Annotated in this window: 15 protein-coding genes; 3 read left to right on the forward strand and 12 right to left on the reverse strand. The window is 35.3% G+C overall.

Going from position 1 to position 26,675, the window contains the following annotated elements:
• The first annotated feature begins 4 nt into the window (after nt 1-4).
• Nucleotides 5-385, forward strand: a complete 381-nt coding sequence (locus EHQ31_RS00705) for a response regulator (protein WP_135570886.1) — start codon at nt 5-7, stop codon at nt 383-385.
• Nucleotides 372-2,858, forward strand: a complete 2,487-nt coding sequence (locus tag EHQ31_RS00710) for a PAS domain-containing sensor histidine kinase (protein WP_135570888.1) — start codon at nt 372-374, stop codon at nt 2,856-2,858. The genes EHQ31_RS00705 and EHQ31_RS00710 overlap by 14 nt, the downstream gene beginning before the upstream one ends.
• Here EHQ31_RS00710 and purM read toward each other — a convergent pair.
• The 4 genes from purM to EHQ31_RS00730 are packed head-to-tail and all read right to left on the reverse strand — an operon-like array spanning nt 2,851 to nt 7,113.
• Nucleotides 2,851-3,876 carry a phosphoribosylformylglycinamidine cyclo-ligase gene (purM, locus tag EHQ31_RS00715; RefSeq protein WP_135570890.1) on the reverse strand — a complete coding sequence of 342 codons (1,026 nt, stop codon included), beginning with the start codon at nt 3,874-3,876 and terminating at the stop codon, nt 2,851-2,853. The two genes, EHQ31_RS00710 and purM, sit on opposite strands and share 8 nt — an antisense overlap.
• Nucleotides 3,869-4,678: a glutamate racemase gene (gene murI / locus EHQ31_RS00720; RefSeq protein WP_135570892.1), complete on the reverse strand. Its 810-nt coding sequence runs from the start codon at nt 4,676-4,678 to the stop codon at nt 3,869-3,871. The genes purM and murI overlap by 8 nt, the downstream gene beginning before the upstream one ends.
• A complete protein-coding gene (locus tag EHQ31_RS00725; RefSeq protein ID WP_135570893.1) occupies nt 4,679-5,980 on the reverse strand; it encodes a pyridoxal phosphate-dependent aminotransferase in 1,302 nt (433 codons plus the stop codon).
• Between the two features lie 5 nt (nt 5,981-5,985).
• Nucleotides 5,986-7,113, reverse strand: coding sequence for a S1C family serine protease (locus EHQ31_RS00730; protein ID WP_135570894.1), 1,128 nt, complete (start codon nt 7,111-7,113; stop codon nt 5,986-5,988).
• Nucleotides 7,114-7,116: 3 nt separating this feature from the next.
• Here EHQ31_RS00730 and EHQ31_RS00735 point away from each other — a divergent pair, with 3 nt between their 5' ends.
• Nucleotides 7,117-8,202 carry an aminopeptidase gene (locus EHQ31_RS00735; RefSeq protein WP_135570895.1) on the forward strand — a complete coding sequence of 362 codons (1,086 nt, stop codon included), beginning with the start codon at nt 7,117-7,119 and terminating at the stop codon, nt 8,200-8,202.
• On the opposite strand, the gene EHQ31_RS00740 is transcribed toward EHQ31_RS00735, so the two are convergent.
• The 8 genes from EHQ31_RS00740 to EHQ31_RS00775 all read right to left on the reverse strand — a co-directional run bounded on the left by EHQ31_RS00740 (nt 8,199) and on the right by EHQ31_RS00775 (nt 25,747).
• Entirely contained in the window at nt 8,199-16,058 is a 7,860-nt protein-coding gene (locus EHQ31_RS00740; protein WP_135570896.1) for a PD40 domain-containing protein, read from the reverse strand. The genes EHQ31_RS00735 and EHQ31_RS00740 overlap by 4 nt on opposite strands.
• Nucleotides 16,059-16,144: 86 nt before the next feature.
• A complete protein-coding gene (locus EHQ31_RS00745) occupies nt 16,145-16,732 on the reverse strand; it encodes a DUF1318 domain-containing protein (protein WP_135570897.1) in 588 nt (195 codons plus the stop codon).
• Nucleotides 16,733-16,739: 7 nt separating this feature from the next.
• Nucleotides 16,740-19,772 (reverse strand): LIC_11026 family protein, encoded by a 3,033-nt coding sequence (locus EHQ31_RS00750; protein ID WP_135570898.1) that lies wholly within the window; start codon nt 19,770-19,772, stop codon nt 16,740-16,742.
• Nucleotides 19,773-19,793: 21 nt separating this feature from the next.
• Nucleotides 19,794-20,135 carry an STAS domain-containing protein gene (locus tag EHQ31_RS00755; RefSeq protein WP_002989181.1) on the reverse strand — a complete coding sequence of 114 codons (342 nt, stop codon included), beginning with the start codon at nt 20,133-20,135 and terminating at the stop codon, nt 19,794-19,796.
• 63 nt (nt 20,136-20,198) lie between these two features.
• Complete coding sequence (locus EHQ31_RS00760; RefSeq protein ID WP_135570899.1) at nt 20,199-21,017, reverse strand: RNA polymerase subunit sigma-70; 819 nt, start codon at nt 21,015-21,017, stop codon at nt 20,199-20,201.
• A 90-nt stretch (nt 21,018-21,107) separates the two neighbouring features.
• Nucleotides 21,108-22,487: a Na+/H+ antiporter NhaC family protein gene (locus EHQ31_RS00765; protein ID WP_208652696.1), complete on the reverse strand. Its 1,380-nt coding sequence runs from the start codon at nt 22,485-22,487 to the stop codon at nt 21,108-21,110.
• 3 nt (nt 22,488-22,490) lie between these two features.
• The gene (locus EHQ31_RS00770; RefSeq protein ID WP_135570900.1) at nt 22,491-23,738 is read right to left on the reverse strand and encodes an Nramp family divalent metal transporter; all 1,248 of its coding nucleotides are present in this window, start codon (nt 23,736-23,738) and stop codon (nt 22,491-22,493) included.
• A gap of 38 nt (nt 23,739-23,776) precedes the next feature.
• A complete protein-coding gene (locus EHQ31_RS00775) occupies nt 23,777-25,747 on the reverse strand; it encodes a PAS domain-containing hybrid sensor histidine kinase/response regulator (protein WP_135570901.1) in 1,971 nt (656 codons plus the stop codon).
• Between the last annotated feature and the right edge of the window lie 928 nt (nt 25,748-26,675).

Here is a 26,675-nt window from a genome sequence, read left to right on the forward strand (position 1 = left end):
AAAAATGGCTTCAATTCTTGTAGTAGATGACTCTCCGGCTGTCCTAAAGATTGTTAGGTTAGCTTTAATTAGCCAGGGTCACAAAGTTAACACTTGTAGTAATGGAGAAAAAGCATTAGAAATATTAAATTCTGATGTTTCGATTCAGCTAGGTATCTTCGATTTTAATATGCCTGGCATTAGTGGGATAGAACTAATTAAAGAAACAAAGAAAGTGAGAAAAGACAAAGGTTTCAAATTCCTTGTTCTTTCCGTTGAGGATAAACCTGAAATTATATCCAATGCCTTATTGCATGGTGCCGACGCATGGATGATAAAGCCATTTAACAACGAACAGTTAATTAACCAAGTCACGGAGCTAATCGAAAAAGATGCTTCCCTTTGAAGTAAATGTAATTTTTGCGGTGACTGTCATCTCAGTAGTATTTAATACTTCAATGGCATTTATCATTTACTTCCTTTCAAAACATTCAAAGTCAGAGATAAAATTAGTTTACACTGCCATTTTTCTAACCGTTCTTGTTTTTAGAAACTTTGCACTTTTTCTATTTGGAGAAAGTAGTGAAAAAATATTTTTTTTCATTTCTGAAAGTTTCGCAATCTTTGGATCCTATCTTTTAATTGCAGCAGTTGCGCCAATTATTACAAAGAAAATAAGAATATCTTTTCTCTATTTTATTTCAATATTTATTTATGTATTATTTAGCTCCCTCCTCCTAATCGATATTAGTTTCTTTTGGACAGCCTTACCTTCTGCGATTTTCAATGCTTGCGCCCTTGTTTTATTTGGCCTCATCGTATTCCAATTAAAAACCTTTCCGCAAGCATTTCGAATTTTCTTCTTTGCAATTTGTCTAATCATTGCATTCCAAAGAATCACATTCCCATATCTTTTTGGTTTAGAGTGGTATAGGCCTCTAGGTTATATCATCAGTACACTTTTTATTTTTTTATTTGGAGTTGGATGTATACTTTTTAACTTTAATGTCCAAACTAAAAAATTAAATCTTTCCTTAGAGGAACTAGAGTTATTACAAAAAACAATTAAAGATGTAAACGTTCGTCTTCTCATAATGTATAACCAACTTCCTGCGATCATTTATAATATTGAATTTTTGCCAGAACCAAGGACATCTTATATAAGCCCAAAAATGGAAGAAATTACTGGATATGGATTGAATTTTTTTTATGAAAACCCAGATTTTTTCAAAGATATTGTTATTCCTGAGGATCAATATAAAATTTCAGATTTGTATGCGGGCCATTCACCCATCATACTTCGTATGATCCATGCAAATGGATCGTTAATTTGGACAGAACATTATGTAAATGTTTCTTTCGATATATTAGGAATTGAAAAACGTATTGATGTAGTTGCACTTGATATTACAAAATCCAAAAAAACCGAAATTTCACTCTTACAAGAAAAAAACCTTAATAATACAGTTTTTGATAATGCAGCAAACTTAATTTTATTAACGAATGCACATGGATTGATTGAAAACATAAACTCTGCAGCTTTAACCATTTTACAAATTAAAAAAAATGATGTAATCGGAAAATACATTCAGGATGTAATTCTTCTTCCAGAAGATCGTGAGTATTTAAAAGATGTTTTGGACGATGTTAACGAAATTCAAAACATTGCAGAGAGTCTGATTTTAAGATGTGTAACCAACTCTAACCAAATTTTATTCTTAGATTGGAGACTTGGGATTATCCGCGACAATAAAAACGAACCTTCAAAGATTATTTGGATTGGGATAGACCAAACTTCAAAACGAGCAGCAGAAATTGAACTTAAAGAATTAAATAAATCTTTGGAAGAAAAAGTAAAAGCGAGAACCAAAGAACTTCAATCTAGCAATTTCGAATTAAACTCTGCTCTTTATGCATTACGGGAAGCTCAACAAAAGTTAATTCAAAATGAGAAAATGGTTTCACTGGGACAATTGGTTTCTGGCCTTTCACATGAAATCAATAATCCTATTGGAATGATTAAATCCTCGGTGGAAACACTTGTATCAGAATGGCAAGAAGGAAATCAAAGAGACCCTAGCTCACAAATCAACGAATTAGTGCAATCAATACTAGATTCCGATACGGATGGACTTCGTATTTTAACTGGGTTATCAAACAGGCAAGCACGTAAATCTTTAACAGAAACCTTAATTAAACACGAGCTTACATTTGCGGAAGAACTTGCCGAACTTCTTGTTGATTCCGGCATACGCAATTTATCAACATCTTCGATAAATAAAATTAAATCGTTAATTCAAAATAGAGAAAATTTTCAAACTTTAAGAAAGTTATTATTAGTTAAACAATCTTCCGAACACATTTTATATTCTGTTAGGAGGCTTTCAAAAATTACTTATACATTAAAAAACTTTGCTGGATTACAATCCAATTTAGAACTTACAGATTATTCGTTAAACGATACAATCCATTCTGCCATTTCTCTTTATAAGGAACATTTTTTAAGAGATATCAATTTAATACTTAATTTAGACTATAGTGGGAATATTCGCTGTATTCAAGGTGACCTAGTTCAACTTTGGAGCCAAATAATATGGAATTCTATTCAGGCTGTTGATTCGAAAGGAACAATACAAATTAGAAGTTTTAAAAAGTTAGATACGGTCTATGTCGAGATTGAAGACTCCGGGACAGGGATACCAACAGACAACCATACAAAAATCTTTATGCCATTTTTTTCAACAAAAACAACAGGAGATGGTTTGGGATTAGGACTATATCTCGTAAAAGAAATTGCAAATCGTCACAATGCAAACGTTGATTTCGAATCTAGAGAAGGAAGAACTGTTTTTAAAGTTGGGTTTCCCTTAACTACTTAATCGAAATTTTTCCAGTAGAATCAGTTTTACCAATTAAATGCGCATTTTCACCAAGTGTTTTTAGTTCAGACATGACCATCTCAACATGAGACGGATCAACAACTAAGATATATCCAATCCCCATGTTAAACGTACCATACATATCATGTCGATCTAATGAATGGTCTTTTTCTAATTTGGAAAAAACATAACTTTCTGGAATAAAATCAATCTCTGCTCCAATCCCTATTGGCAAAACTCGGGGGATATTTTCATAGAACCCACCACCTGTTATATGAACCATTCCTTTGATAGAAAACTTTTCAATTAAAGATAAAATTGTTTTAACATAAATTTTCGTTGGTTTAAAGACATGATCTCTTAAAAAATCCAATTCCGCAGAGCTTGTTGGCAACTTACCATCCTTTAACAACAATCTCCTAATGAGCGAAAAACCGTTGCTATGCGGACCTGAAGAACCAAGCCCGATAATAGAATCACCAGGTTTAATGGTGCGCCCATCGATCATTTTTTGTTTTTCTACTACACCAACAACAAAACCTGCTAAATCATATTCATCATCTGGCATTACCCCTGGATGTTCCGCAGTTTCCCCACCTACAAGTGAACAATCTGCCAACTTACAACCGTTAACGATTCCGGAAACAATAGCTTCCATTCTTGGCAAATAGAGTTTACCACAGGCAATGTAATCTTGGAAGAACAAGGGTTTCCCGCCATTCACAAGAATATCATTCACACACATTGCTACTAAGTCTATTCCCACAGTGTTGTGAATATCAAGTAGCCTTGCAATTTGTAATTTGGTGCCAACTCCATCAGTTCCAGAAAGTAAAATTGGCTCTTGGTAAGACTTTAAAAAACTAACATCATAACATGCTGCAAAACCACCCAACCCACCTAAAACATTTTTATTATGGGTGGATGCGACGTTAGTTTTGATTCGTTTTACAAACTCTTGTCCTTTTTCGGTATCAACACCTGCTTCTTTATATGTAACTTTGTTTGAATCAGACATGGAGTTTTCCTGTAGTAGTATTAATAAGGGAAAGAGTATGGTTAGGTGTTATTGTTTTGGCAATTCTTCCAGCCAAATGTACATAATCAGAATCCGAAGTGTTTAACAAAATATCTAATTGGTTTTTATTCTCTGGAAAGTCAGGTAAATTCAAAACTCTTTTTATATGTAAAGTTGTGCCCAAATTTCCATCATATACTTTTACTAAAGGATAATTATAAAGAATCCTTTCCTTTAGAAAAACATAGTGAGTACAACCCAATACAAAAACGTTACAATCTTTGATCACAGTTTTAATTTTTGAATCAAACAATTCCCAAGCCTCTTCCCATAGATCTTTATCTATAAGTTTTGCCAAACCTTCACAGGCAACGGGAAGAATCTCTGTGCCAATTGGAAATCCAGAAACTAAAGTTTTAAATTTATCTTCTTTTAACGTGAGCTCTGTAGCAAAAACGGCAATTTTAACACCAGGGTTTTGATTTACGGCAGGTTTTAACGCAGGTTCCATTCCAAAGATAGGAATGGAATGTTTGGCACGTAAAAAATCAGCTGCCGCCGATGTTGCTGTATTACATGCAAACAAAATGGCATCACAATCTTTTTCTAATAAATATTCAAAAGCATTTTTCGAAAGTTCCAATACTTCTGCTTTAGATTTTTGACCGTAAGGAGAATTTACTAAATCACCAAAGTAGATATAATCAATATGGGAAGTTTCTTTCCAGAGTGTTCGAAGTACAGAAAGTCCTCCAAGGCCTGAATCAAAAATTCCTATTTTATATCTACCGCGAGAATTCATTTAGGATGCTAAATACTTCCTGATGTTTTCTGCGAGAGTATTATAAATCCATTCAAATTTTGCCTCATCTTCTTCTAACAATGTGACTCGAAATCCATTCCGATTACAACAAAAGGAACTGAGTGGAACCACACAAATTCCCGCAGAAGCTAACAGATGTAATACAAATCTGCGGTCTAATGCAGCTTTTTCCATTAATGGAGAAACAAAATCTCGAACCTTTGTATTATCTATGGGGAGTGTCATATGTGGTTTCAATGCCCCATCTTCAAAAAGAACTGTGAGATAAAACGCACCCTTAGGTTGAATGACTTTTACACCTGGAATCCCTGTCAGAATGTTCGTTGCTTTCTCGGCTCTCTTTTTGAACTTCTGATTTCTGAATTTTAAATGATTTAAGAATTCGGGATGGGAATATACAAGTGGAATCGAAAGTTGCGGTAAAGTTGTTGAACATACTTCCAACATTTTTGCATCTAACAATGATTTGATATATCTTTCAAACGTTGGATCGTTTTTTCGATTAAAAACTTCTAACCAACCGCAACGAGCTCCTGGCCAAGGAAATTCTTTAGAAATGGATCTGAGTGCAAACCCACAAACTTTATCTCCAATGACTTCAGATAAATGAATACTTCCCCATTCTGAATAATTTACATGGGCATAAGTTTCATCGCAGATTAATATAATATCATACTTTTCGCAGATTTTAACAATCTCCCGCATGACTTCCTTGGGATACACTGCTCCCGTTGGATTGTCAGGATTGATGAGTAAAATTCCCGCAATGGAATCATTGTATTTTACTTTATTTTCAATGTCCTCTAAATCAGGCATCCAATCATTATTAGGATTTAATTCATAAGTTAAGTGTTCGTATCCTGAGTGAGCAGCTTCGGCAGATGATAACGTAGAGTAGGCGGGGGAAGGACCTAGAATCCTTGCTTCCCTTCTCATAAATCCAAAAATTTTTGCAACAGCATCCCCAAGACCGTTAAAAAATAAAATGTCCTCAGATGTGATTTGTGCACCACCTCGTTCATTCACTTTGGAGGCTAAAAATTTACGAGTCGTTTCGTCCCCTTGTGTTGCCGTATAGGCCCATGATTTATTTTGGGACACAAGTCCACTGACAATGTCTTTCATCCAAGTAGGAACAGATTCTCCCTTTTGGATGGGATCTCCAATATTTTCCCAAGTGATGGTGACACCCATTGCCTCTATTTGTTTAGCAAGAGCGACAATCTGGCGGATTTCATAAATGAGTGCATCAGCACCCGAGTGGACAATGTTTCTTCTCATAAAATTTACTGGCCTTTTTTATAGGCGGCCTCGACCAAAGGGATCGATAATTCCATCTCTTGGGTATCCCGTAATATCTTCAACCGTAAGACGCCTCCGAGACCCACAAGTCCCACTTGTTCGCGTAAATCATTAATATGACGGATTTGGAGACCATTTGCCCCCTCAATAAAGTCATAACGCCTAAGCCCCCCTTTTTCTGCAGAAGAATTTGGTTCTATATCATAAACCAAAACTCCCACTGTCTCCCCAGGGATTCCTAACGACTTCCGGTGGTCCGGCAGCGGCGCGGTTGCCATAACTCCGAGCGTTGCCGGGCGTATATTTTGTCCTACATTTTGTTCGATTTGGCGAAGTACTCGTTTGGCATAATTGATAGGGATAGCAAACCCAATCCCGGCACTGGCCCCAGAGGAAGAACGAATCATACGGTTGATCCCCACCACTTCTCCGTAAATATTGAGAAGAGGTCCACCACTGGATCCAGGATTGATGGCCGTGTCTGTTTGGATATGGGTCTGGCCGGTTTCATCTAGGTCTTCACGGGACTTGGCGGAAACCACTCCCACAGTGAAAGTTTTTTCGAGTCCATAAGGTGAACCGACAGCAATGGCCCAGTCCCCAACTTCGATTTCATCAGAATTTCCTAAAAAAGCGGGAGTAAAACGGTCGTTACTTGGGATTTTCAAAAGTGCGATGTCTGCCCTTTCATGGCTACCTATATAACGAGCGGGAAAAATACGCCCATCGGACATGATAATTTCGATGATCTCTGCATTTTTGATGACATGGTAGTTTGTGACAACAAACCCCCTCTCATCAATGATAAACCCACTTCCAATGGAAGAGATTCGGTCTTCTCTACTTTCACCAAAAGCATAAGGATGAAAAATCATCTCGGTTTTTTTAGTCCGTATAGAGACTACAAATTGTTGGGCTTCGCGGTAAACATTACGGAAACTGGATTGGATCTGAATGGCCTGGCTTTGTTTGCTTGAGGAGATTGGTTTTGGGGACGCAAACAGTTTTGTGACAGCCATCCGAATTTCAGGAAAGAAGATAGCGAACAAAAGTACAAAAACTAAGGCAAAGTTAATGTAGACGACTGGCGGAATCGAAGTTTTTCTTTCCATAGAATGCCAAAACCCTTTCCACTTTTGTCGATTCCCCTTCCTTGTCGAACCAAAAAGATTCCAAGAATTTTTACGATTTTATTCTTCCCCATTTTTCTTTCTGGGTGTTTACCGTATTTATTTCATTTAGGTAAGGAACAATCTTCCATCATCCTGGGTCGTGAAAAAATCGAAGATATTCTAAAACTACCAGGATTGGATTTAAAAACAAAACAAAAATTAAATTTAATTCAGGAAGCCAGAAATTTTGCCATCGGGGAACTAGCGCTAAATGAAAAAGGTGGTTTCGAATACTATACTAAATTAGATAGAGAAGAGATAGGTTGGAACGTAAGTGCTTCCGAAGCCTTAGAGCTAAAAGCTTACACATGGTGGTTCCCCATAGCAGGAACCGTTCCCTACAAAGGATTCTTTGATAAACAAATGGCAATCTCTCTTGAAAAAGAATTACAAGCGGAAGGTTACGATACCCGTATACGAGTCATAGGCGGATACTCGACACTTGGTTGGTTTTCGGATCCAGTCCTTTCACCACAACTTAGCTGGCCAGACCATAGGCTTGTTGGTCTAGTTTTCCATGAAATGGCACATGCAACTGTTTATTTACCGGGAGATTCAACTTTAAATGAATCATACGCAAGTTATGTGGAAGAAAAAGGGATAGAAAGATACTACACAGAAAAAGAAGGAGAAAGTAGTACAAACTTACAAAAATTTAAAAAAGAGAAACTAAAGAGAGAAGTTACCATAAAACTTTTACAAAAATATGCAGACGAATTAAAAACTCTTTATGGTTCCGATGTAAACACGGATAATAAAAGGATTCAAAAACGATCTATTATTGCTAAATTCAAAGAAGAAGTGATCCAAAAAAAACTGGTTCCAGAGGAAAAAGCAAAAGAGTTTTTGTCACGTGAATGGAATAACGAAGATTTTTTAGGTGCCTTACGATACCATTCAGGAGAGGTGAGTTTTGAATCTTTATTTATAAATACTGGCGGGGATTTTCGACAATTTCATAAAGAAGTAAAAAAACTCTTTGAAATGCCAGAAGAAACCCGCCAACAGTTTCTTAATGAAACACTTTAATCTTCGATCATAGCCGATGTATATAGCTTATAACCCATCCAATAACGATCATCGATTGCGGAATTCCTAGCGGCTTCTTTGCCTTCTGATAATCGAACATACAACGGTTTTGGCAAATCACCAGCTTTCAAAAATTCTTTAAGGAAAAACAAGTTATGAACTCCTGTTTGTATTCCTGAATGTAACACAAATAAACCGGTATTCCCCTTGGCTAAATAATATGCCACTCCGCCAAAATCATTCGTGTATTGTGTGGAGTTTCCAATTCTTTGGTTCGCATAAATTCTTGCAGTATTAACGTTCTTGCCCGTTACCTCAAATAGTGGCGTTTCAGAAATGCAAAGATAATTAATTTGGCACCAGCCAATCTCGGTAAAATCAACTTGAAACGGTGATAAACCATCCCGTTTACCATTTGTCTCCCACAATGTGAGACCTGCACTTATTTCATTTTCTAATGAAGACTTCCAACTAAATACTGATACCTCAGGCTTTTTGGGTGCAATTGAATTAAATTTTATTGCAGGGTTGGATAGAAAATCGGAAACAGAAGCAACAGAATAGTATTCAGTATCAGGCAAAACCATTGGAACAACTGCATGGAGTCCAGAGCTATAAATGTAATGCCGGTTAGCCTTATTGAATCGCAAACTAGTCCGGTATTTATCGGCTAAAGATTCACGTAATATCACTTCCTGGCCATCTGATTCTGCAGATCGGAAATATTTTACTGACTCTCTATATATGGATTTATTATCAGAAAACATCTCTCGACCGAGCGACTTGCCAGAAGCAAAACTTAATAAATAAGTTTTTTTACCGAGATCAAAAATTCCATGAAACTCCTGCTTCCCAACCATTTTCTTTTTTAATTTTTCCGAATAAACTTCGAAATTTGGGATATGTTTCACATATAGTTCGTTATTCGAAAAACGAGTAGAAGTATAACGAAAGATTTCCCGAGCCAGAGCTAAATCAAAAAAACTTTCCGAACTATTCTTTTCTAAACTTTGTTGGAGTAGGAAATGAAATAAAAACTCATACTCTTCCTTCAGTTCAGGACTTAAATATTCAGCTTTATTTCTTTTATTAAATTCATTTAAAATAGATACAAACTCTTCAGGTTTCTTAGATTTAGCTTCGTGGAATACTTTCAAAAACGGACTAGAAAGAGAAACCGTTGAAGTTTGATTTTTAAGAAAATCACGTTTCCACTTAAAGTCGTTCCACCTTTCTTGCCAAAATTGATTACCTGCACCTAATTCTTTGTCCATAGAATGGATTTTTGCGACGAGAGAATCTGCCATTTCCCATTCACCACGAAGTAACAAAGCTTTTGCCAGCTCCAATCTAAAAAACAAAGTACGATAATTTCGTCCTTCGTTTAATTCCTCGGAAATTAAAAGTTCTACCAAAGAACTCACTTCCTTATTTTTTTGGAAAGGCACTGAACTTAAAAGTAAATGAAAAAAAAGTGTCCTATTTAAATGAGAAAGTTTGGTAAGAACCGATTCACCACTAGTTAGGTATTCAGGAGTCAATGACATGACCTCAAAGTATCCACTTTGAAGTTGATCTTTCCAAGCCGAATATAATTTCAATCTATATGAATCATAAATCGAATCAGAATATCCGAATTTAGTAAAATCACGTGAAAGGATTTTCTCATCAAAATTTTTCCAATCCTTTTTAAATCCATAGTTATAGGCAGATGTTGAGTTAAGAGGCGTTAAGTAAATATCCTTATCACCTAAGAAAAAACCCTTATGAAAGTATATTTCCAAAATACGATTTTTAACAACGGACTTTTCCTTGGTTGTTTTCGCAAGCAGGCCCAATTTTTTAGTTTCTGATTCTGCTTCATAAAACATATAGTTTTGGATGTATAATGTCCCTAACCTGTAGGCTTGTAAAAAAGGATCTTCTGTAGATTCCATTTTGGATCTAAGTTCATTTTTTTCAGCAAGGTCTTTTACCGATCCAATTCGAAGATTAACATAAAAATCTAACGCACCCAAATAAGAATCTTTATCCTTACCTATAAAATCTGATGAGCTGTATTTACAATCTTCCTTGTCTTTTGAAGAAAGACAGGAAACTAAATATTCATATCGGATCTGGTTTTGAAAAGTAGACTTGGCATATTTGATCCAAAGTGGCTGAAAAATTGAATGCCTTGAAACATTGGCAAATATTTCGGTTTTTATTTTTGCCAACTTCAGTTCAAGAGAAGGCAAAACCATATCTCCGTCATCTAACAGAGTAGATGCGGTATAATAATTTTCATATGCATCAGCAAATTCTTTGGATTTTTCTTTTTGAAAACCAAGACGAATAAACTCCTTTGCTCTTTCACTTAAACCATCCTGCGGAATAAAAAACTCTTTCCAGTTTCCAATCAACAAACGATTCGGATCTTTAGCGAAAAGGTCTAATCTCATCGAAGAATAATCTTCTTTTTTTTGCGAATGATACGAAACTAAATTCTGAATTCTTTTAGAACGTAAAACTTCATATATTTTACTGATTAAATTCCATTGTTTTTGAGTTTGGAAATTGGAATCTTCCAGCCCTATGACTGAAATTTCAGTTCCACTCCCTTGGAAAATCTCACGTAACGGAAACACATGGGATTTTTCATCGCCAAATAAACTTGTTTGTTTCTCAATTGAACGTTTTGTAACTAAATAATCCGTATCATAAAGATATACACCTAAGTTTCCAGAAGGTAAATTCCGCACATTTTTATCTTGTTTATTTTTTTCTGTATCTCCATAAGTAGTAACCCATTTCAGGCGCCGTTCATTTCTTTCCGAAAATATATCATTATGGCTTCGATCAAATATAAGCACAGGAAAGGAATTTACTTTATGATATTCTTTTGCAATACCTCGAATCAAGTCTCCATTCGATTTTGGGCCAAGGATTTGAATTTTCGGAATGGATTCAGTTTGTTTGGGTATACAATCGCTAATTTGAGAAATTGAATTACAAATTGTTGTTTGCAGTTTTCCTTGTTGCGTTTGAAAAAAATATAAAGCAGTTTCCGTTGGATAAAAACCAATCCAACCATTAAAAAATTCATCTTTTCCTAAACGTTTTGGTTCTAAAAATGCGGAACGTTCTGGTGATACATTCTTTAGTTTATCAATGATGTTATCTAAATTCTGAATTTCAGTAACTTGTTGTTTTAGAGAATTGACAACCGGCTCTCGTTTTAATGCCTTTTCGGAAATGGTATTTGTAAGTTTTCTATATCCTTTTACCCACTTGATTAAATCTTGATAGTATAAATTGGATTTAGAATCCTCAAACTCAAATTGAGCTGAAATTAAATCTCTAAACAATTCCAAACTTCTAAAATTTTCCCAATGATTTACTAGGTTTTTAGTTTGGCGGGATTCTAATTGGGATTCCGAATATGACTCCAAAAAATCAACCAATCTATGTTTTGGAGAAAAAAGCCGAACACCAAGGTTTAATTGGTAAGTTTGAAAGGCCTCTTTACCGTATGACAAATAATTCGTATTTCTAACTGTATTATTTTGGAGTTGTTCCCACTTAAATCTTTGCACATTGGCCCAAAACATTTCTTCGTCCAAACGAAATTCATATGCAAGTTCAGATGCTTCTTTCCATTTTTTTTCAGCCAGAAGAGAATCACCTAACTTCATATAAATGGAATATAAATTTAACTGGATACGAACTCTAGTATGTCTAGAAATTGGATCATTCGTTAAACCAATAACTCGAGGATCAACAAGGCCTGGAGTTTCCAATACTTCTGAAGCTTTTGCTAAGATTGTTTGATAGTCTTTTCCTTCTTTTTCTAAAAGAAGTGATTCATAATAAAGTGCAGTACCAAAAACTATATCAAATTGGGGATTATCAATTCTAAAACGATTTACACAAGAATCTTGGATTTCAGCACAATTTGAAACTTCCTTTTTTTTCCAAGAATCAAGATGATTAAAAAACTGGTTTAATAATCTACGTTTGGTTCGTAATGAAAACTCGGCGGATTCTTGTAAGGAGAAAATGGAATAACCATAATTTTGAAATAATTTTTCAAAACCTTTGTTTGAAGGATTATCCAAAAGGATCGCTACCAATTCTTGATAATGATTTACTGCCTCTTCCTGCAACTCACTTCTTTGAAATATTTGCGCCTCAACTTGCCTTGATTTTGCAAGAATATTTTTTCCGATGATCGTATCATCTAAACTCTTAGAAGTAATCAATTCATTTCTAGCTTTTATTTCAGATAACGCAGCTGTATATTCTTCTTGTTCAATATGATTCTCTATTCGTATTCCCAGTGTTAGAAGGTATTTAAAATCATTAGGAAATTCTCCGGGAAATCTGCCATCTCCAATGACTCTTAGATTATCACCGAAAATAACGTTCCAAAAGCTCCATTTTTTGTATCTTTGCAAAAAGGATTCTTGGTTAGATTTATATTCATTTTCAGCCACATTTAACATTTGGTAGGAGTCACGAAAACGGCCACTTTTCTGAAATGCGATTGCTAAATAATTAGCCAAATTGACAGGACTAATAAATCGTACATCTTTATTATAAGCGATTGCGGTCTGAAACGAAGCAATGGACTCCTCATAACTTCCGAATTCTAATTCGGACAATCCTTTCAAAGAAAATAATAATGCCAATTTAGAACGTATTGCATTTAATTTGCTTAATGTAATCGAATTCGGATCCGAAGCATGATCGTTAATCGATTGATAATATTCATTTTTGAAATATATATCTATAGATTTGGAAAATTGTTCAGATGCTTTTTTATACTGACCTTGGTAAATCAAAGATTTACCATAATTAAAACGATAAATAGCTTCCTGTTTGTATCCTTCAAATTGGTTTTTTACTGAAAGAAAAAGAGAAACATCTTCTACCTTTTTATAACTTTCATTAGCTTTAGGAAAGTTACTCAATAGAAAATAATTATTACCCAAATTTAAATTGAGATCAGAAATAACTTTTCGGTCCCGATAATCTTCACCTAAGAAAACTAATATTTGATTATATAGTTCAATGTTTGCTTCTAAATTTTTATCAGGAAAATACTTTTTATAAAGGTTCTCATAAACTTCAGAATCAATTTCCCCAGACTTAGGATTTTTCTGCATTTTAATTAAATCAACATATTGATATAACCATCCAAGTAATTGGTATGCATCATAATGTGTTGGATCCGCATAAATGATCCAACGAAGTTCTAACTCTGCTCGCTTAAAATTTTCTAAAATTTCCGTTTTACGAACATCCGTCATTGTTCCTGTCGAATAATAATAGGACTCGAAAGTTACATATTTGTTAATTAGATAATAAGAATATCCGTAAAGAGTTGCTAAATCTAAATATGGTCTCGCTCTCGGGACTGCCTGTTTGTAGTATAACTCTGTCCAACTAAGAGCTTTTTCGGATAAAACTTCTATTTTTTCGAAGTCTTTAATATCAACGACTCCTCGAAGGAGTTCATTATCAGTTAAGATAGAAGTTACACCAGATAAATTTCCAACAACATTCAACTTGTCCTTACTTAAAATATTTAATTGGTTTAAAAGGGCTCTTTCTTCTTCTTCACGAATCTTTTTTCCAAAACGAAAAATGGTATCAACCATCTTACGTTGGTAATAAATTGCATATTCCTTATATAAAGAATCTAAATACAAATTTCTTGTTTTAACGAGGAACATGTTTTGGTTGTTGAAAAAATAATGAAAAGAGGATTGCAAAAGATCCCCTATTCTTTCAAACTCAACTGCTTTATTTTCAAAATAGAAGAAAGCACTCTGTATATCTTCTTCCCCTAAATCAACACCCAAAATTGGATCATAGAATTCCAAATATATTTTCAAATTACGAAGTGCATCTGTCGTATTACCAGCAGCTTTTTGGTTATAATACTTCAATAAATTTGCACGCAACAAAATAGGGGTTTTATATTCAGCTATATATGTTGGAGTTTCAAAAACTGAAGGTTTCCCAGGAGGTTCCAAATCAATGTTTACAGGAATTGGAATAATTGAATCCAAAATTGCATTGGATTCATTAAACATACGTACATCTGAAAGTGCTTTTGCTTTTAAATACTTCAATGCAACTAAATATTGCGATATATTTTTAGTTTCAGGTTCAGAAAGAATTAAATCTAAATGTGAAATCAGAGTTTCGCTATTTCGATTTTCAGATATTTTTTGAATTACATCTTCCAATAGAAAACGAAGATCCCTTTTTTTATCGTTTGAAAAGGTTGCAGAAGGATCAGATAAGTATCTGGCTTTTTCCTTTTCCCATTCTAAAATCATCTCTTGATATAATGTAGATAACTTTAATGAATTTGGTTTAAACTCATACCCACCTAACCTTCGCTTAATTTCGTCGATTTGATGATAGTCAGGGAATTTATCAAAAATCAACTTTAAGGATTCAAATGCCTGTGAGTATTTTTTATCCTTTTCCAATTCATCTGCATATATATGATACAAAGTCGGCTCTGCATCTTTGGTCCATTTTGTATGCGGGACCGAATTTATCTCATTAATTAAATTAAATTTTCTATCTGAACGTTTTGATTCTTCCCAATTTAAGAGTAAATGTGCAAAATAATTCTTGTTAGGTTCTATTTTCAAACGATTGCGATAGGTATCTAAAAAAGTTTTTGCTTCGTCCCTTTTCCCAACTCTAAGAAGAGAAGTATATTTCAAAACAGCTACTCGAACGGAATAAAGCGGAAACAAAACATCATCTGAATAAAACAACTCAACTGAATCCAAAGCAAGAAAGTAAGCTTCTAAACTTTGTCCACTAGTAAAAGTTTTTGCATACTGGTACTGTTCAGTAATGTTTTGTTGTTTGGGAATAGAGCCGTTTTCTGGAATAAAATAAATATTAATAGCATTAAAATAGGATGCCGAAAAGAGAATGGATCCACCATTAAAATTAGAATAACGAACATCAAAATTGGATGTTTCACCAGAAGACAAAATACGTTCTTCCCCTGTCTTTAGATTCATCATTACCAATACACTATGGTCTCTTTCATCTAGTTTTCCATTTTGATTTGTATCCTTTCGAATGGAAGCGTAGTATAAATTCTTTGATTTAGAATCTACTGTAGGCGAGAAATCGAGATATGCATTAGTAGTAATTCTTTGGATGATAGAGTTATTAAGATTAATACTGTAAATTTCACCCTTTGGATCTTCAAAATACGATATAAAATAAATAATATTACCATCTGAAGAGACGTAAGGAGAACTTGCACCGTTGGATGTAATTTGAATCACTTGGTTTGGATTTTTCAATTTTAAGGCGCAAAGATTTGGCAAACCAGGCGTAAATCTATCCGAAATAAAATAGATAGTCTCACCATCAGAAGACCAAACAGGATCTGTATCAATAATCCCTTTTGTATATTCACCTTTTTTATTTGGTTGGTTTGTTAAGTTAACAAAGTTATCATCAATGAAACGATTTCCCTTGAGTAACTCGCGGGTCCACTCCTCAATGTCGATTGGCAAAAGTATCAAATCCCCCTCTGAATCAAACTCTTCAGAAACAAATACTAAGTATTTACCATTTGGGGAAATCGAAGGTTTAGTTTCAGAAAATGGATGATTAGTTACAGGTACGACAATAGAACTTTTTAAATCCCGAAACCAAATATCAAAATTACCTTTCTGATCCGTAGCATAAAATAAATACCTCCCATCTTTTGTGGTCGAATTATATATGTTATTTCCACGTTGAACTGTCAAAGGAAATGGTTTTGATTGTGTAGGAGAAAAATAGTTTTTCGAAATAGCCGAATAGTCAAAATCAACATTCGTCATTTTAACAGTTTTTTGAAACAAAACACAATGAACGAAAACGATTGGGAAAAGAAGTATTAATAGAAAAAGAAACCGCCTCAAAGGTTTCATTGCAATTTCTCCCATCTACCAGAAATAGTTTCAAAATACTCACCTGCTGATACAGATTTATAATATTCTTCCATTAGCGACTGTTTGTATTTGATTAATTCTTCTTCCTTTTTCCCTCTTTTCTTTTGATTCTGAACTTCTTTTTCCCAGATAGCCTTTCTAGACTCATTCAAAAAAACAATCACATCCTCTACGCGCTTACGTTTTGCCGGAATTTCATATTGAGAATATGTAGGTAAATTCAAACCCAAAGGATTTAATTTAATAAATCCAGCAGGAGTTTCCCCAACAATACCGTGCAGTTTGTACTGCTTAACTTCAGGCAATAAATAATTCAATCGAATTCTATGTGCTTTAATTTCAGGATCTGAATCATCATTTGCAGACTTCTCGCGATTAGACCTTCCATTCGATGAAGACTGAATGGAAGCAATCATCCAACCTTCTTTTTCCAGCTCACGATCCTCACCTACCATTTGTTTTTCGGCAGCAGTTTGCGCATTAGTAATTGTGATAGGTGGAACTTTTAAATCAACTATGGACTTACAGCCCAACATTAAAAAAAGAAAAACAAGACGTTTCATAAATACCTCACTCTTGGTATGTTTGGATTTCGCTTTGTGCACGTTTCAAAAAGTTTGCAAGCGGCATTCGTTGCTGAGAAATTTTACCATCTTCAAGATTAATTAATAAAGACAAAAATGACCGATTGAAGTATACATCCGCATAGACAAGTCCCTTAGATAGGGAAACATCAATCTTATTTATTGAATAACTATCTGTTATACGATCTATTAGAAAGTTTTGTGGAGAGATAACATTTAAAGCACTTTTACCGAAATCACGACCAATTTGAAAGATGGAAAAAAATAAATCCAAATTGGCAACAGGCTCACTCAAATCTCTGACAGAAATATTAAGATCGGCCTTTAATTTACCATCGTCAATTTTATCTCGAACTTTCGGAGCCATCAATTGTTTTAAATCAATATCTCTAATCAGAAAGTTACCACGAAATTCCATTGATTTAGGGTCCAAATTGCCCAAATTAAAAACCATATTTTTCCCTAACACCAATCCATCTAAAGAATAGGAACGTAAGGATTCTATGTTTGCATAATTTTCTTTGTATTCTATAAATGCAGAAAGCCCGGGACCATCTTTTTGTCTTTTGATATATTCAAATGGCAAATTGGGAATATTTGGATGAGTTCCAAGCACCTGTCCCACGGTTAAGTTAGGTGGATTGTTTCGACCATAATTTTTTATGAATATAGATTTATCACCAACGATCAAACTATCTTCATTATTTCTCGCTAAATTATGTTGGATTGGTATTTTCGCAATGACTTCCTCTAATACATAAGCCTTACAATTTTCACCAGGACATTTTTGATTGGTATACGATAAAATTGGAATTTTTGAATGAAATTCTCCATTAATGTCATAATCACGAATTGATAAATTTAAACCTAAATCACCTTGGAAACTGAGACCTTTGGCAAGGTATTGTTGGCTTGCTGATACCAAGCCTAACTTTAAATCTAAATTTCCGAAATAAGGACCTAACGGCGGTTTTGGTTTCGAATTTTTATTTAACTTACCATTTACAGCAAAGTTAAATATCCCACCGAATGCATTCATTTTTAAAGTATTGATAATGATTTCGTTAGTTTCATTACCCGATAAGGCCAAATCTGCTTTTAAATTAAGATCTTTAATTTCCAATCCTGGCAATTCGGCGCGTATACCTGCATTAATTTTTTTTGTAGAACCAGATGCATAGTAACGAGCATTAAGCTTTAAGATTGGATGGTTTCCAAGAAAGTTCTGAATAGGTGAGATTTTTTCTTTTAATACTAATGGTAACACCAAAAGTAAATTGGGAGTATAAACGTGCAAACCTAACGGCTGCAAACTGACATTCAGATTTTGCCCTGTTTGTAAATTTCCTTTTAAATCTAACTCTAATGCTTTATTACCAGAGATGGTTTTTTGTTCCAAGTTTAAATCAGAAATTTTAACCAGAGATAATCCAAAAGGACGATCAAATATTAATGTAGCATTTAAACCTAGACCAAGGTAAGAAGAAGGAGACCTGGAACGGTCTATTTGATATCGAAACCCATCTATTTTCGCTTTTGTTTGCAGTGATAAAGAATGAAATGATTCTCCAGTCAATCCTAGGTCCATTTGCAGTTTTCCACCAAGACCTGAAACATATTCACCTAACTGTAATTTATCTATATTTACCTTAAAATCTAATCCTTTAGAATCAAAATATTCGCCAAATAATGATATTGTAGCTCCATTATAATCAATATGTGAAGGCGAAATTTTTATAGATTTTATATAAGGGAAAGGTTTTTCCGCAGATAATGGTTTTGTCTCCGCCAAGTTTAATTGAGAACTAATATCTAGAAAAGCAGAAGGTAAAGAATGTGCCTTTGATTTTCCAATTTTTAAATATAGTAGCGAAGTTTTTAATTTTAAATTTGCATTCGCATTTTTCCAATCCCCTCGAATCCCAGTTCCTTCCAAAGAAAGGTCTCCCGATAATTTCATTTCAGGAACAATGCCATTCAATTGGTCAATGGACTTCTGGAACGAAGTCAATTGCATATTAGATTTTCCAACAACAATATTTACTTTAGGCGTATCCTTTGATACATCTTTGACAGTACCGGACAAACTCATCCAAGATTGTCCTAAAACTCTAAGATCAAACTGATTTATCCCTACTTGGTCCAATAGATTGTCATAATGAATATCAGATAACAGGCGTAATCCTAACTGTACTGGTTTACCACGAACTTCTAACAAAAGATCATCTTTTCCAATATCAGTAGTAAATAAAAACATCTCAGGAGAAACAGTTCGATCCCATTCAAACCTTAAAGATAGAGGAATGGTTTGTTTCCACCTAAGTTGTGCTGAATCTAAATCGATAGGGATGGGATTGGTTGCATTCAAAGATAACAAAATATGATCGATTTGGTTTAGTGCAGAAAGATCAAAAGGGATTTTCGTAAACCGATTGGACTCTAATTCCGTTTGTAAGGAAAGATCTTGGATGGAGAAAAAATGGAGAGAACCCGTATCACGTTTTATTTGGAAGGAAAGTTTATCTATATTAATTGTAACACTGGCTTGTAGCGGAAGATAGGTTTTGATTTCCGTAAGCGGTGGTTTTGGGTCTTCTGGCGGAACCTGTGTTGGAGTTTCCGAAGGTTTGACTATGGAAGCAAAGTTCCATTTCCCTGAACGCTCTTCCAAAGAGATTTTGGCATTTTGGAGTCCAATTTCTGTGATTTTAATTTTTCCAAAAAACAAAAGAGGGAGATTGTAACGTAGACGAATCCGTCCTGCTTCCATCAAATGAGTTTTTTCAAAAGGGAACCCTGGAGACAGACGGAAATCTTCGATTTCAATTCCAAAAAAAAGGGAGAAACAACGGAAGTTACCCTCCATTTTTCCCATTGTAAAATGGGAAAAAAGTCGCGGGACTAACAGGTCAGCCGTAAAGACATTGAATATAGATTTGTAGAGGAGAAAAAGAACGAGAAACCAACGAAAGGTTTTTGTTTTGGCGACTCCTAAACTTACCTTCAGGATTGGATTCATCAGTAGAATCGCCTCGTGCGATTAGTATTCGAAGGAGTCTTCGGCCTCTTCCAGAGTTTTATAGATTTCGAAAACACTAGAAAGTTTTGTGATTTCCATGAGGTTCTCGATATCGGAATTTAAGTTCGCAAATACAAGTCTACCATTCAGGCCATCAATATGTTTGTAAATATTGAGAAACGTTCCTAAACCAGCAGAGTTGATAAAAGGAACCTTTTTCAAATCGATGATAAATTTAGGGACTTGGCCTTTTTTGATGTACTGTTCAATCTTTTCAGATAGTTCGAACTCATTTCCGGCTTTGATGGCACCTTCAATTTTAATGATGTGCACGTCGTTTTTGCTAGTAACTTTGATTTTCATAACCCTTCGGAAGGTGGTGTTGCCATTAAATTCCTTCGATTTTACCGAATGTAAAGCAAATTTTTATGCATAGTGCAATAATTCTTTACCAGCTTTGCGGAGTTCATGTTTTCCCTGAGACAAATGATTGCGAACTGCCTTCCTAGAAATTCCTAATAACTTTGCAATCTCACGTTCGGATAAAAAACTACGATCACAAGCTCTTACCCTTCTTAAAATCCAAATTTTCTTTTGTTTGAGATACCAATTTCTGCGATTTGGATCGGAAACTTCGTAAAGTTTTCTGGTATACCGAGTGATCATTCCAGAGAGTCGAGCTAACAGTTGGCGTTGTCGAAATCGTTTTTCTTCTAACTCACGAAAGAATGTTTCCACATCTTGATTGGTTTCGCGTAATTTCCAATGAAGGAGTTGGTTTAAATTTTGTTTCATCGGTAAATCAAATTGTAAGGACAAAACTAAGGCGGTTAACGTTGGCAATTTTTCCAATTCCGCTTTTATTGGATTTGATCCTTCCCAAGTTTCCGAAGGAATTTCCTCATTTGCAGGTTGGTCGTAGTTCCACAATTGCAAATAAAGTTCCCCTGTCTCAGAAATCTCTGTCCTACGAAATCGATTTCGGTATTGATTAAAGGCGTATGTCACAAAAAAACCAAGAACATTCGTTATATGATAATTTAAACTAAGAGTCCACATTTTTGAGAATACTTCTAATATTGTAACTACCATTTCACAGCTTTCATCTTCCGTAATTTTTCTTTTTTTGGCCAGACGATCCACCATCCAAATAGGTAATTGTGTTTTTACAATGTTAGGGTCGTTAGAAACACGAGCTTCTTCGATTAAAGGTAAAATTTTTTCATCTAATATTTTTGGCAACATGAGAGGAATTTATAATTCATCCGAAAAATAATGATACTACATTACTTATGATTTGTAGCATTGATTATCTGTTATGTGAACTTCGTAAGTTCAACTATGAACTTTTAGTTTTTTTTTGGAAATGATTAAGAGTGATACAGATAGAACGATATGAAATAAGTTAAAGAAAACAAATGGGAAAAAAGAAAACACCGAAACCCCAAGCGATGTAGACATAAAAGCACCGCAACTATTCCAAGGGATAAGTGGGGAAGTTATGGTTCCAGAATCTTCCAAAGAACGTGAGATATCCTTTTCTGGGATTCCATTTTCTTCCGCAAGACTACGGAAAGCGCGAGCAGGAATCACTAATGATAAATATTGGTCTGCAGTCACCATATTTAAAAGAAAAGCGGTGCCCATTGTAGATAATAAAATATCCGAGCGATCTTTGGCCCAGTTTTTAATCTGAATTAAAATTTCCGCTAAATATCCGTAACCTTCCACTACAGCACCAAACCAAACAGCAGCGAAGATTAAAATTTCGGTCGGTAAAATGGCAACAACTCCCCCTCCACTTAAAAACCGGTCCAATACATCATTTCCTGAATGAGATTCAAATCCAAACACTAATGTCCTAACAATATCTAAATGGAAACCGGATTCCATTACACTAAATGTAATGGCAGATACAATTCCAAGTGCCAATGAAATTCTAATATGTAACTTAAATAATGCGGATCCAAATACCAAAATGACCGGAATGAATTTTAACCAGGAAATTTGGTGAGTAACCTCAGGTAATAAATGATTTGATTGCAAAGTGGAATCATAAACCCGATTCACATCCCAAACATACAGATTCAGAATATAAAATCCAAAAATAGCCACTCCAAAACTAATACAAGTTGTCTTTAGCATATGCCTTATATGTGACCAAATAGGAACATGTGTTAGACTCGAAGCCAAATTGGTTGTATCCGATAGAGGAGATAGTTTATCGCCAAAATAACATCCGCTCACAATGGCTCCTGCGGCCATTGCCTGAGGAAAAGATATTACTTCTGCTACACCCATAAGTGCAACACCAAGAGTACCCGCAGTAGTCCAAGAAGAACCTGAAACCATAGCAGCTATGGCAGAAACGATTGCCAAGGAAGGTAAAAAATAATCAGGTTGTAGAAACAGTATTCCTGTTTGTATCATAACTAGCAATACTCCCGCATAAGCCCAAGATGCAATGAGCATCCCTACAAAGAAAAGAATTTCCATTGCAGGTAATACAGAGAGAAAATTTTTACGGAAGGCTGATTTTAGAAAAAGTAGTTTTCGATCTCTTCTTTGCAGAAAAGATAAAACCCCCGCAACTAACAATGCCATTGGATGAGGGAATGGAACCACCCAAACAAATCGAAAAAATAGAATCGAAAGAGTTAAATAAAGGAGTGGAGAAAGAGAGAAAAAAATGGAATGTGTTTTTTCTCTCTTCATATTTTAAAGAAAGGTGATATTGATATAATAAATGGAAAAACCAAAAAGAAATAAAATTCCAAACCAAGATAATAAATTCATCCAAGGTTTTGGTCTCTCTTCTTTAGGAATTTCTTTTCCAAATAAAATCAAATGATGGATCAGGGCAAGAACAGGTGCATTTAAAAAAGAAACTGTAGTGGCAAAATCCACCAAACTCTTCATATTCGTTCTAAAAAACATTAAAATTAAAATAGCACCCACACCCACGATGGTAATCCAATACCAGTAAAGTTTCTCTTTCGGAATTTTTTCTAGCGGTTTAAATAAACGCCGACTTGCATTTGAGACCACTCGCGGATAGGCATCAAAACAAGTAAGCGTAGTGGAGAACATAGTGAAAAATGCGGCGATAAGAATGATAGGATAAGACCAAGATCCAATTGCGGTAGTATATAATTTTACTAACTCGGATGCAAAACTAACAGCTTGAGAAGAAAACTCTGCTCCAGTATTATACATCATGTTTGCACCTAATGCCAAAAAACAAACTGCTAGTAATGTAGTACCAATATAACCAATGTTAAAATCAATCATCGCATATTTCATTGGCGGAAGTTTACCATCGGGAGTTTTTTTGGCAAGTGTCCAATCAGATTGCCATACTGCTGCTTCGATTGGGATTGGCATCCAACCCATTAGCGCAATTAAGAAAGCAACGTCACCTAATTCAGAAATAGAAAATGTTTTTCCTACAGTTTCCAATTTAGGGATAGCTGCATAAAAAGATAAAATCATCGCAACAATGGTAGAGACGGTTAAAAGAACCACAATCCACTTCATGAGTCCGTCGAGAGCTGCAAATTTTCCGATGGCAAGTAATAAAAAACAGAAAACCAATATGATGGCACATAATATCCACGGTTCTAAGGTAATACCAAGTAGATTAGAAAATAATCCTGAAGTAACAAGAGTTACAGTAGCCACAATGATACACATTGTTCCGATTGAAATAAAGAAAAAAATCCAAACAGGCAATCGACCTAAGGCTTCGTATCCATCTAACAACGATTTTCCCGTTATAATCGTATACCTGGTTCCAACTACAAAAAACGGATACTTAATCAAATTGGCAAAGATCACAACAAAGAGGAGTCCATAACCATAGACTGCTCCCGCCCGAGTGGATTGCACAAGATGAGAAACACCAACGGCGGCACCGGCATACAAAAGTCCAGGTCCAAGATAAGCTAAAAAGGGAAATCGTCTCATTTTGGACAAAGTGTAGTGGTTCGAAAGTTTTTGCTACTCTATTCGAGTGTGGATCGATTCAAATAATGGAATAGAATTTCATTGAGTGCTAAAATATCAATCGGTTTGGGCAAAAATTGATCCATTCCAACTTCAAAACATTTTTTCCGTTCCTCATACAAAGCACCGGCAGTCAGGGCAATGATGGGAACCTTTGAACCTGAAGGTTGTTTACGAATCTCAGTAGCTGCTTCCAAACCATCCATGTTAGGCATTTGGACATCCATAAATACTAAATTGGGTATCAATTCGCGAAAGAATCGAACTCCCTCCAAACCGTCCACAGCCTCGATGATTTTAGCATTGGGAATGTATTTTTGAATCATCCGTTTTAAGAGTTCACGGTTCATCTTATTATCTTCCACGATTAATATATGGGGAGAGATATCAGTCAAAACAGATTCTCGGTATTGCGCCAACTCTTCGTTTGGCACATTATTGTTAGCTCCCGAATCAAGGTCTGAATTTTCTTTGCCAAAATTACATTCGATAGAGAAATGAAATTCTGATCCCACACCGACCTGTGATTTAACCTCAATAACCCCACCCATCAAATCTAACAAAGATTTGGTGATTTTTAGTCCTAACCCAGATCCACCATATCTTCTCTTGGAATTAGTTTCTCCTTGCCAGAAGGATTGGAATAAATGCGACTTCTGTTCTTCCGAGATTCCAATTCCGGTGTCTTTGATCACGAATTCTAATTTTGTTTTTTGAAAAGAGATTTCGGATGCATTTACTTTCAGTATTACGTCACCGACTTCTGTGAATTTTACTGCATTCCCTAAAAGGTTAATTAGGATTTGGCGTAACCTGGTTGCATCTACCAATATAATCTCAGGAATACCTTCTCCCGCTTCCAACCTCAAATTAATTCCTTTTTCATTTGCCTTCCAACGCAAAACACCTAACGAATCATTAATGATTTGTTTTAAATTAGAAGTCACTTCATTTAAAACTAACTTTCCCGCTTCTATTTTAGAGATGTCCAAAACATCATTGATAATTCCAAGAAGACCATGTGCACTACTAATTGCGTTCCTCACAAATTCTCGTTGGTCCGTGTCTAAGTTTGTAGTTAATAACAACTCATTAAAACCGATTACACCATTCAACGGAGTTCGAATTTCATGGCTCATATTGGCAACAAATTCTGATTTTGCTTGATTCGCTCTTTCCGCCTCTTTAATTGCATTACGCAAATGAAATTCCGCATTTTTGCGACCAGAAATATCGTTCACATGTACAACAAAATAAGATGGTTCGCCGTCTCTATTTTTCACTAAGGTGTTGGAGATTTCAAACCAAAGGATTCTTTTATCTTTTGAAAAAAATCTCTTTTCATATATTATATTTTCTTTGGATCCGCTGAGCGCTAAATCCCGAAACGAATCAAACAGTATTTTATCATCTTCATATGCAAACTCGTTTGTCTTTTTTCCCAGGAGTTCCGCTTCTTCATAACCTAACATCGCTATTAGTTTTTTATTAACACGTATAAATTGTCCGTTTAGGTCTAAAATACAAACGCCCACACCAGCGTTATCAAAACTCATCCGAAATCTTTCTTCACTATCGACAAGTTCTTCTTTGATTTTGATTTCTTCCGTAATATCGCGATTGATTGCAATGATCCCAATTGTTTGGTCAGATTTGTCTTTCAAGAGACTTACGGCTGAGCGGATAGTTAATCTTTCTGAACGCTTAGTGTATTGGAATACTTCACCTTGCCAAATTCCGTTTGTCTGAAGTTCTACGATACGATTATCTCTGGTAGAATTACTTTGTACAGTTTTTAAAATAGTCATTGCAGATTTGCCTATGACTTCTTTGGCAGAGTATCCATATATACGTTCTGCAGCCAAATTCCAACTAGTGATACGAAATTCAAGATCTGTAACGATTACAGCATCATATAAGTATTGAAGAATCAGCGAAGAATAAACTTCACTTGGAATCAAATTATGCATCGCTTCGCAATACTTAAATGGAAGCAAATAAAAACGCAAGCGAATACCTAGGCCAAAAAGGGAGGTCCGAAAAAATCATTTCCTATAAATAATTACACTCCTATCCGAATTTAGGAATTATACTTACTAATCTTTAAATTTTCTATGCCATAATAATAAAATTCTTCATTAGGAATCTATATTAACTAACCGTAATCATTACGGTTCACTGTATAAATCTATCATTCATTTCTAAACGATTAGGAACAAACGATACTAACTTTTTAATGGAAAATCGCAAGTGCTCATCGGCTTTTTACGAAAAGCCTCACCCATTTCGCGAACGATTGGTTACCGACTGTAAATTGATAAAAAGAATTATATTATTAGATAGAAAAAGATTTTAACCCGCAATGCTGCGCAGTGACCCGTAGGGAACGAGCAGCTAATTGTTTCATAGAAATGTTGGTTTTGTGATAAATCCACCCGGCAACAATGCCGGAAAAAATAGAGCAAGACACCTTGCTCTATTTTTGAGGCAGCGACCGCTACTGCGAGTCGCGGACGGCAGCCGGACCAAACAGCGCGGCCACATATAAAAAAAGCGTGAACCTAAGTCCACGCTTTCCTATCGTTTATGAGTGCTAACAGAGGCAACGTCCTACTTCCACCCCCACTCGCTTTTCCGCTCCGCGGGCGAGTGTCCGAGCCTTGCTCCCTATGGGTCGCAAGTCTGTCATTTCGCGAACAATTGGTGACTAGCGGTACTATTGGGTTTGCTCAATGGGAGAGTAGGACGTTGCCGGGTTAGCACTTATAACTCAATAAAAAAAGCCAGCCGCAAGGTTGGCTTTTTTTATGTACAAAATAAAATCCATTGAGCAAACCCAATAGTACCGCTAGTCACCAATTGTTCGCGAAATGACAGACTTGCGACCCATAGGGAGCA

The organism is Leptospira montravelensis (assembly GCF_004770045.1).
In the GTDB taxonomy this organism is placed as follows: Bacteria; Spirochaetota; Leptospiria; order Leptospirales; family Leptospiraceae; genus Leptospira_A; species Leptospira_A montravelensis.

Excerpts from the sequence above, each read along its gene's own strand:
- EHQ31_RS00705 (WP_135570886.1), top strand. The coding sequence starts at position 5 with ATGGCTTCAATTCTTGTAGTAGATGACTCTCCGGCTGTCCTAAAGATT.
- EHQ31_RS00710 (WP_135570888.1), top strand. The coding sequence starts at position 372 with ATGCTTCCCTTTGAAGTAAATGTAATTTTTGCGGTGACTGTCATCTCA.
- purM (WP_135570890.1), bottom strand. The coding sequence starts at position 3,876 with ATGTCTGATTCAAACAAAGTTACATATAAAGAAGCAGGTGTTGATACC.
- murI (WP_135570892.1), bottom strand. The coding sequence starts at position 4,678 with ATGAATTCTCGCGGTAGATATAAAATAGGAATTTTTGATTCAGGCCTT.
- EHQ31_RS00725 (WP_135570893.1), bottom strand. The coding sequence starts at position 5,980 with ATGAGAAGAAACATTGTCCACTCGGGTGCTGATGCACTCATTTATGAA.
- EHQ31_RS00730 (WP_135570894.1), bottom strand. The coding sequence starts at position 7,113 with ATGGAAAGAAAAACTTCGATTCCGCCAGTCGTCTACATTAACTTTGCC.
- EHQ31_RS00735 (WP_135570895.1), top strand. The coding sequence starts at position 7,117 with ATGCCAAAACCCTTTCCACTTTTGTCGATTCCCCTTCCTTGTCGAACC.
- EHQ31_RS00740 (WP_135570896.1), bottom strand. The coding sequence starts at position 16,058 with ATGACGAATGTTGATTTTGACTATTCGGCTATTTCGAAAAACTATTTT.
- EHQ31_RS00745 (WP_135570897.1), bottom strand. The coding sequence starts at position 16,732 with ATGAAACGTCTTGTTTTTCTTTTTTTAATGTTGGGCTGTAAGTCCATA.
- EHQ31_RS00750 (WP_135570898.1), bottom strand. The coding sequence starts at position 19,772 with ATGAATCCAATCCTGAAGGTAAGTTTAGGAGTCGCCAAAACAAAAACC.
- EHQ31_RS00755 (WP_002989181.1), bottom strand. The coding sequence starts at position 20,135 with ATGAAAATCAAAGTTACTAGCAAAAACGACGTGCACATCATTAAAATT.
- EHQ31_RS00760 (WP_135570899.1), bottom strand. The coding sequence starts at position 21,017 with ATGTTGCCAAAAATATTAGATGAAAAAATTTTACCTTTAATCGAAGAA.
- EHQ31_RS00765 (WP_208652696.1), bottom strand. The coding sequence starts at position 22,487 with ATGAAGAGAGAAAAAACACATTCCATTTTTTTCTCTCTTTCTCCACTC.
- EHQ31_RS00770 (WP_135570900.1), bottom strand. The coding sequence starts at position 23,738 with ATGAGACGATTTCCCTTTTTAGCTTATCTTGGACCTGGACTTTTGTAT.
- EHQ31_RS00775 (WP_135570901.1), bottom strand. The coding sequence starts at position 25,747 with ATGCATAATTTGATTCCAAGTGAAGTTTATTCTTCGCTGATTCTTCAA.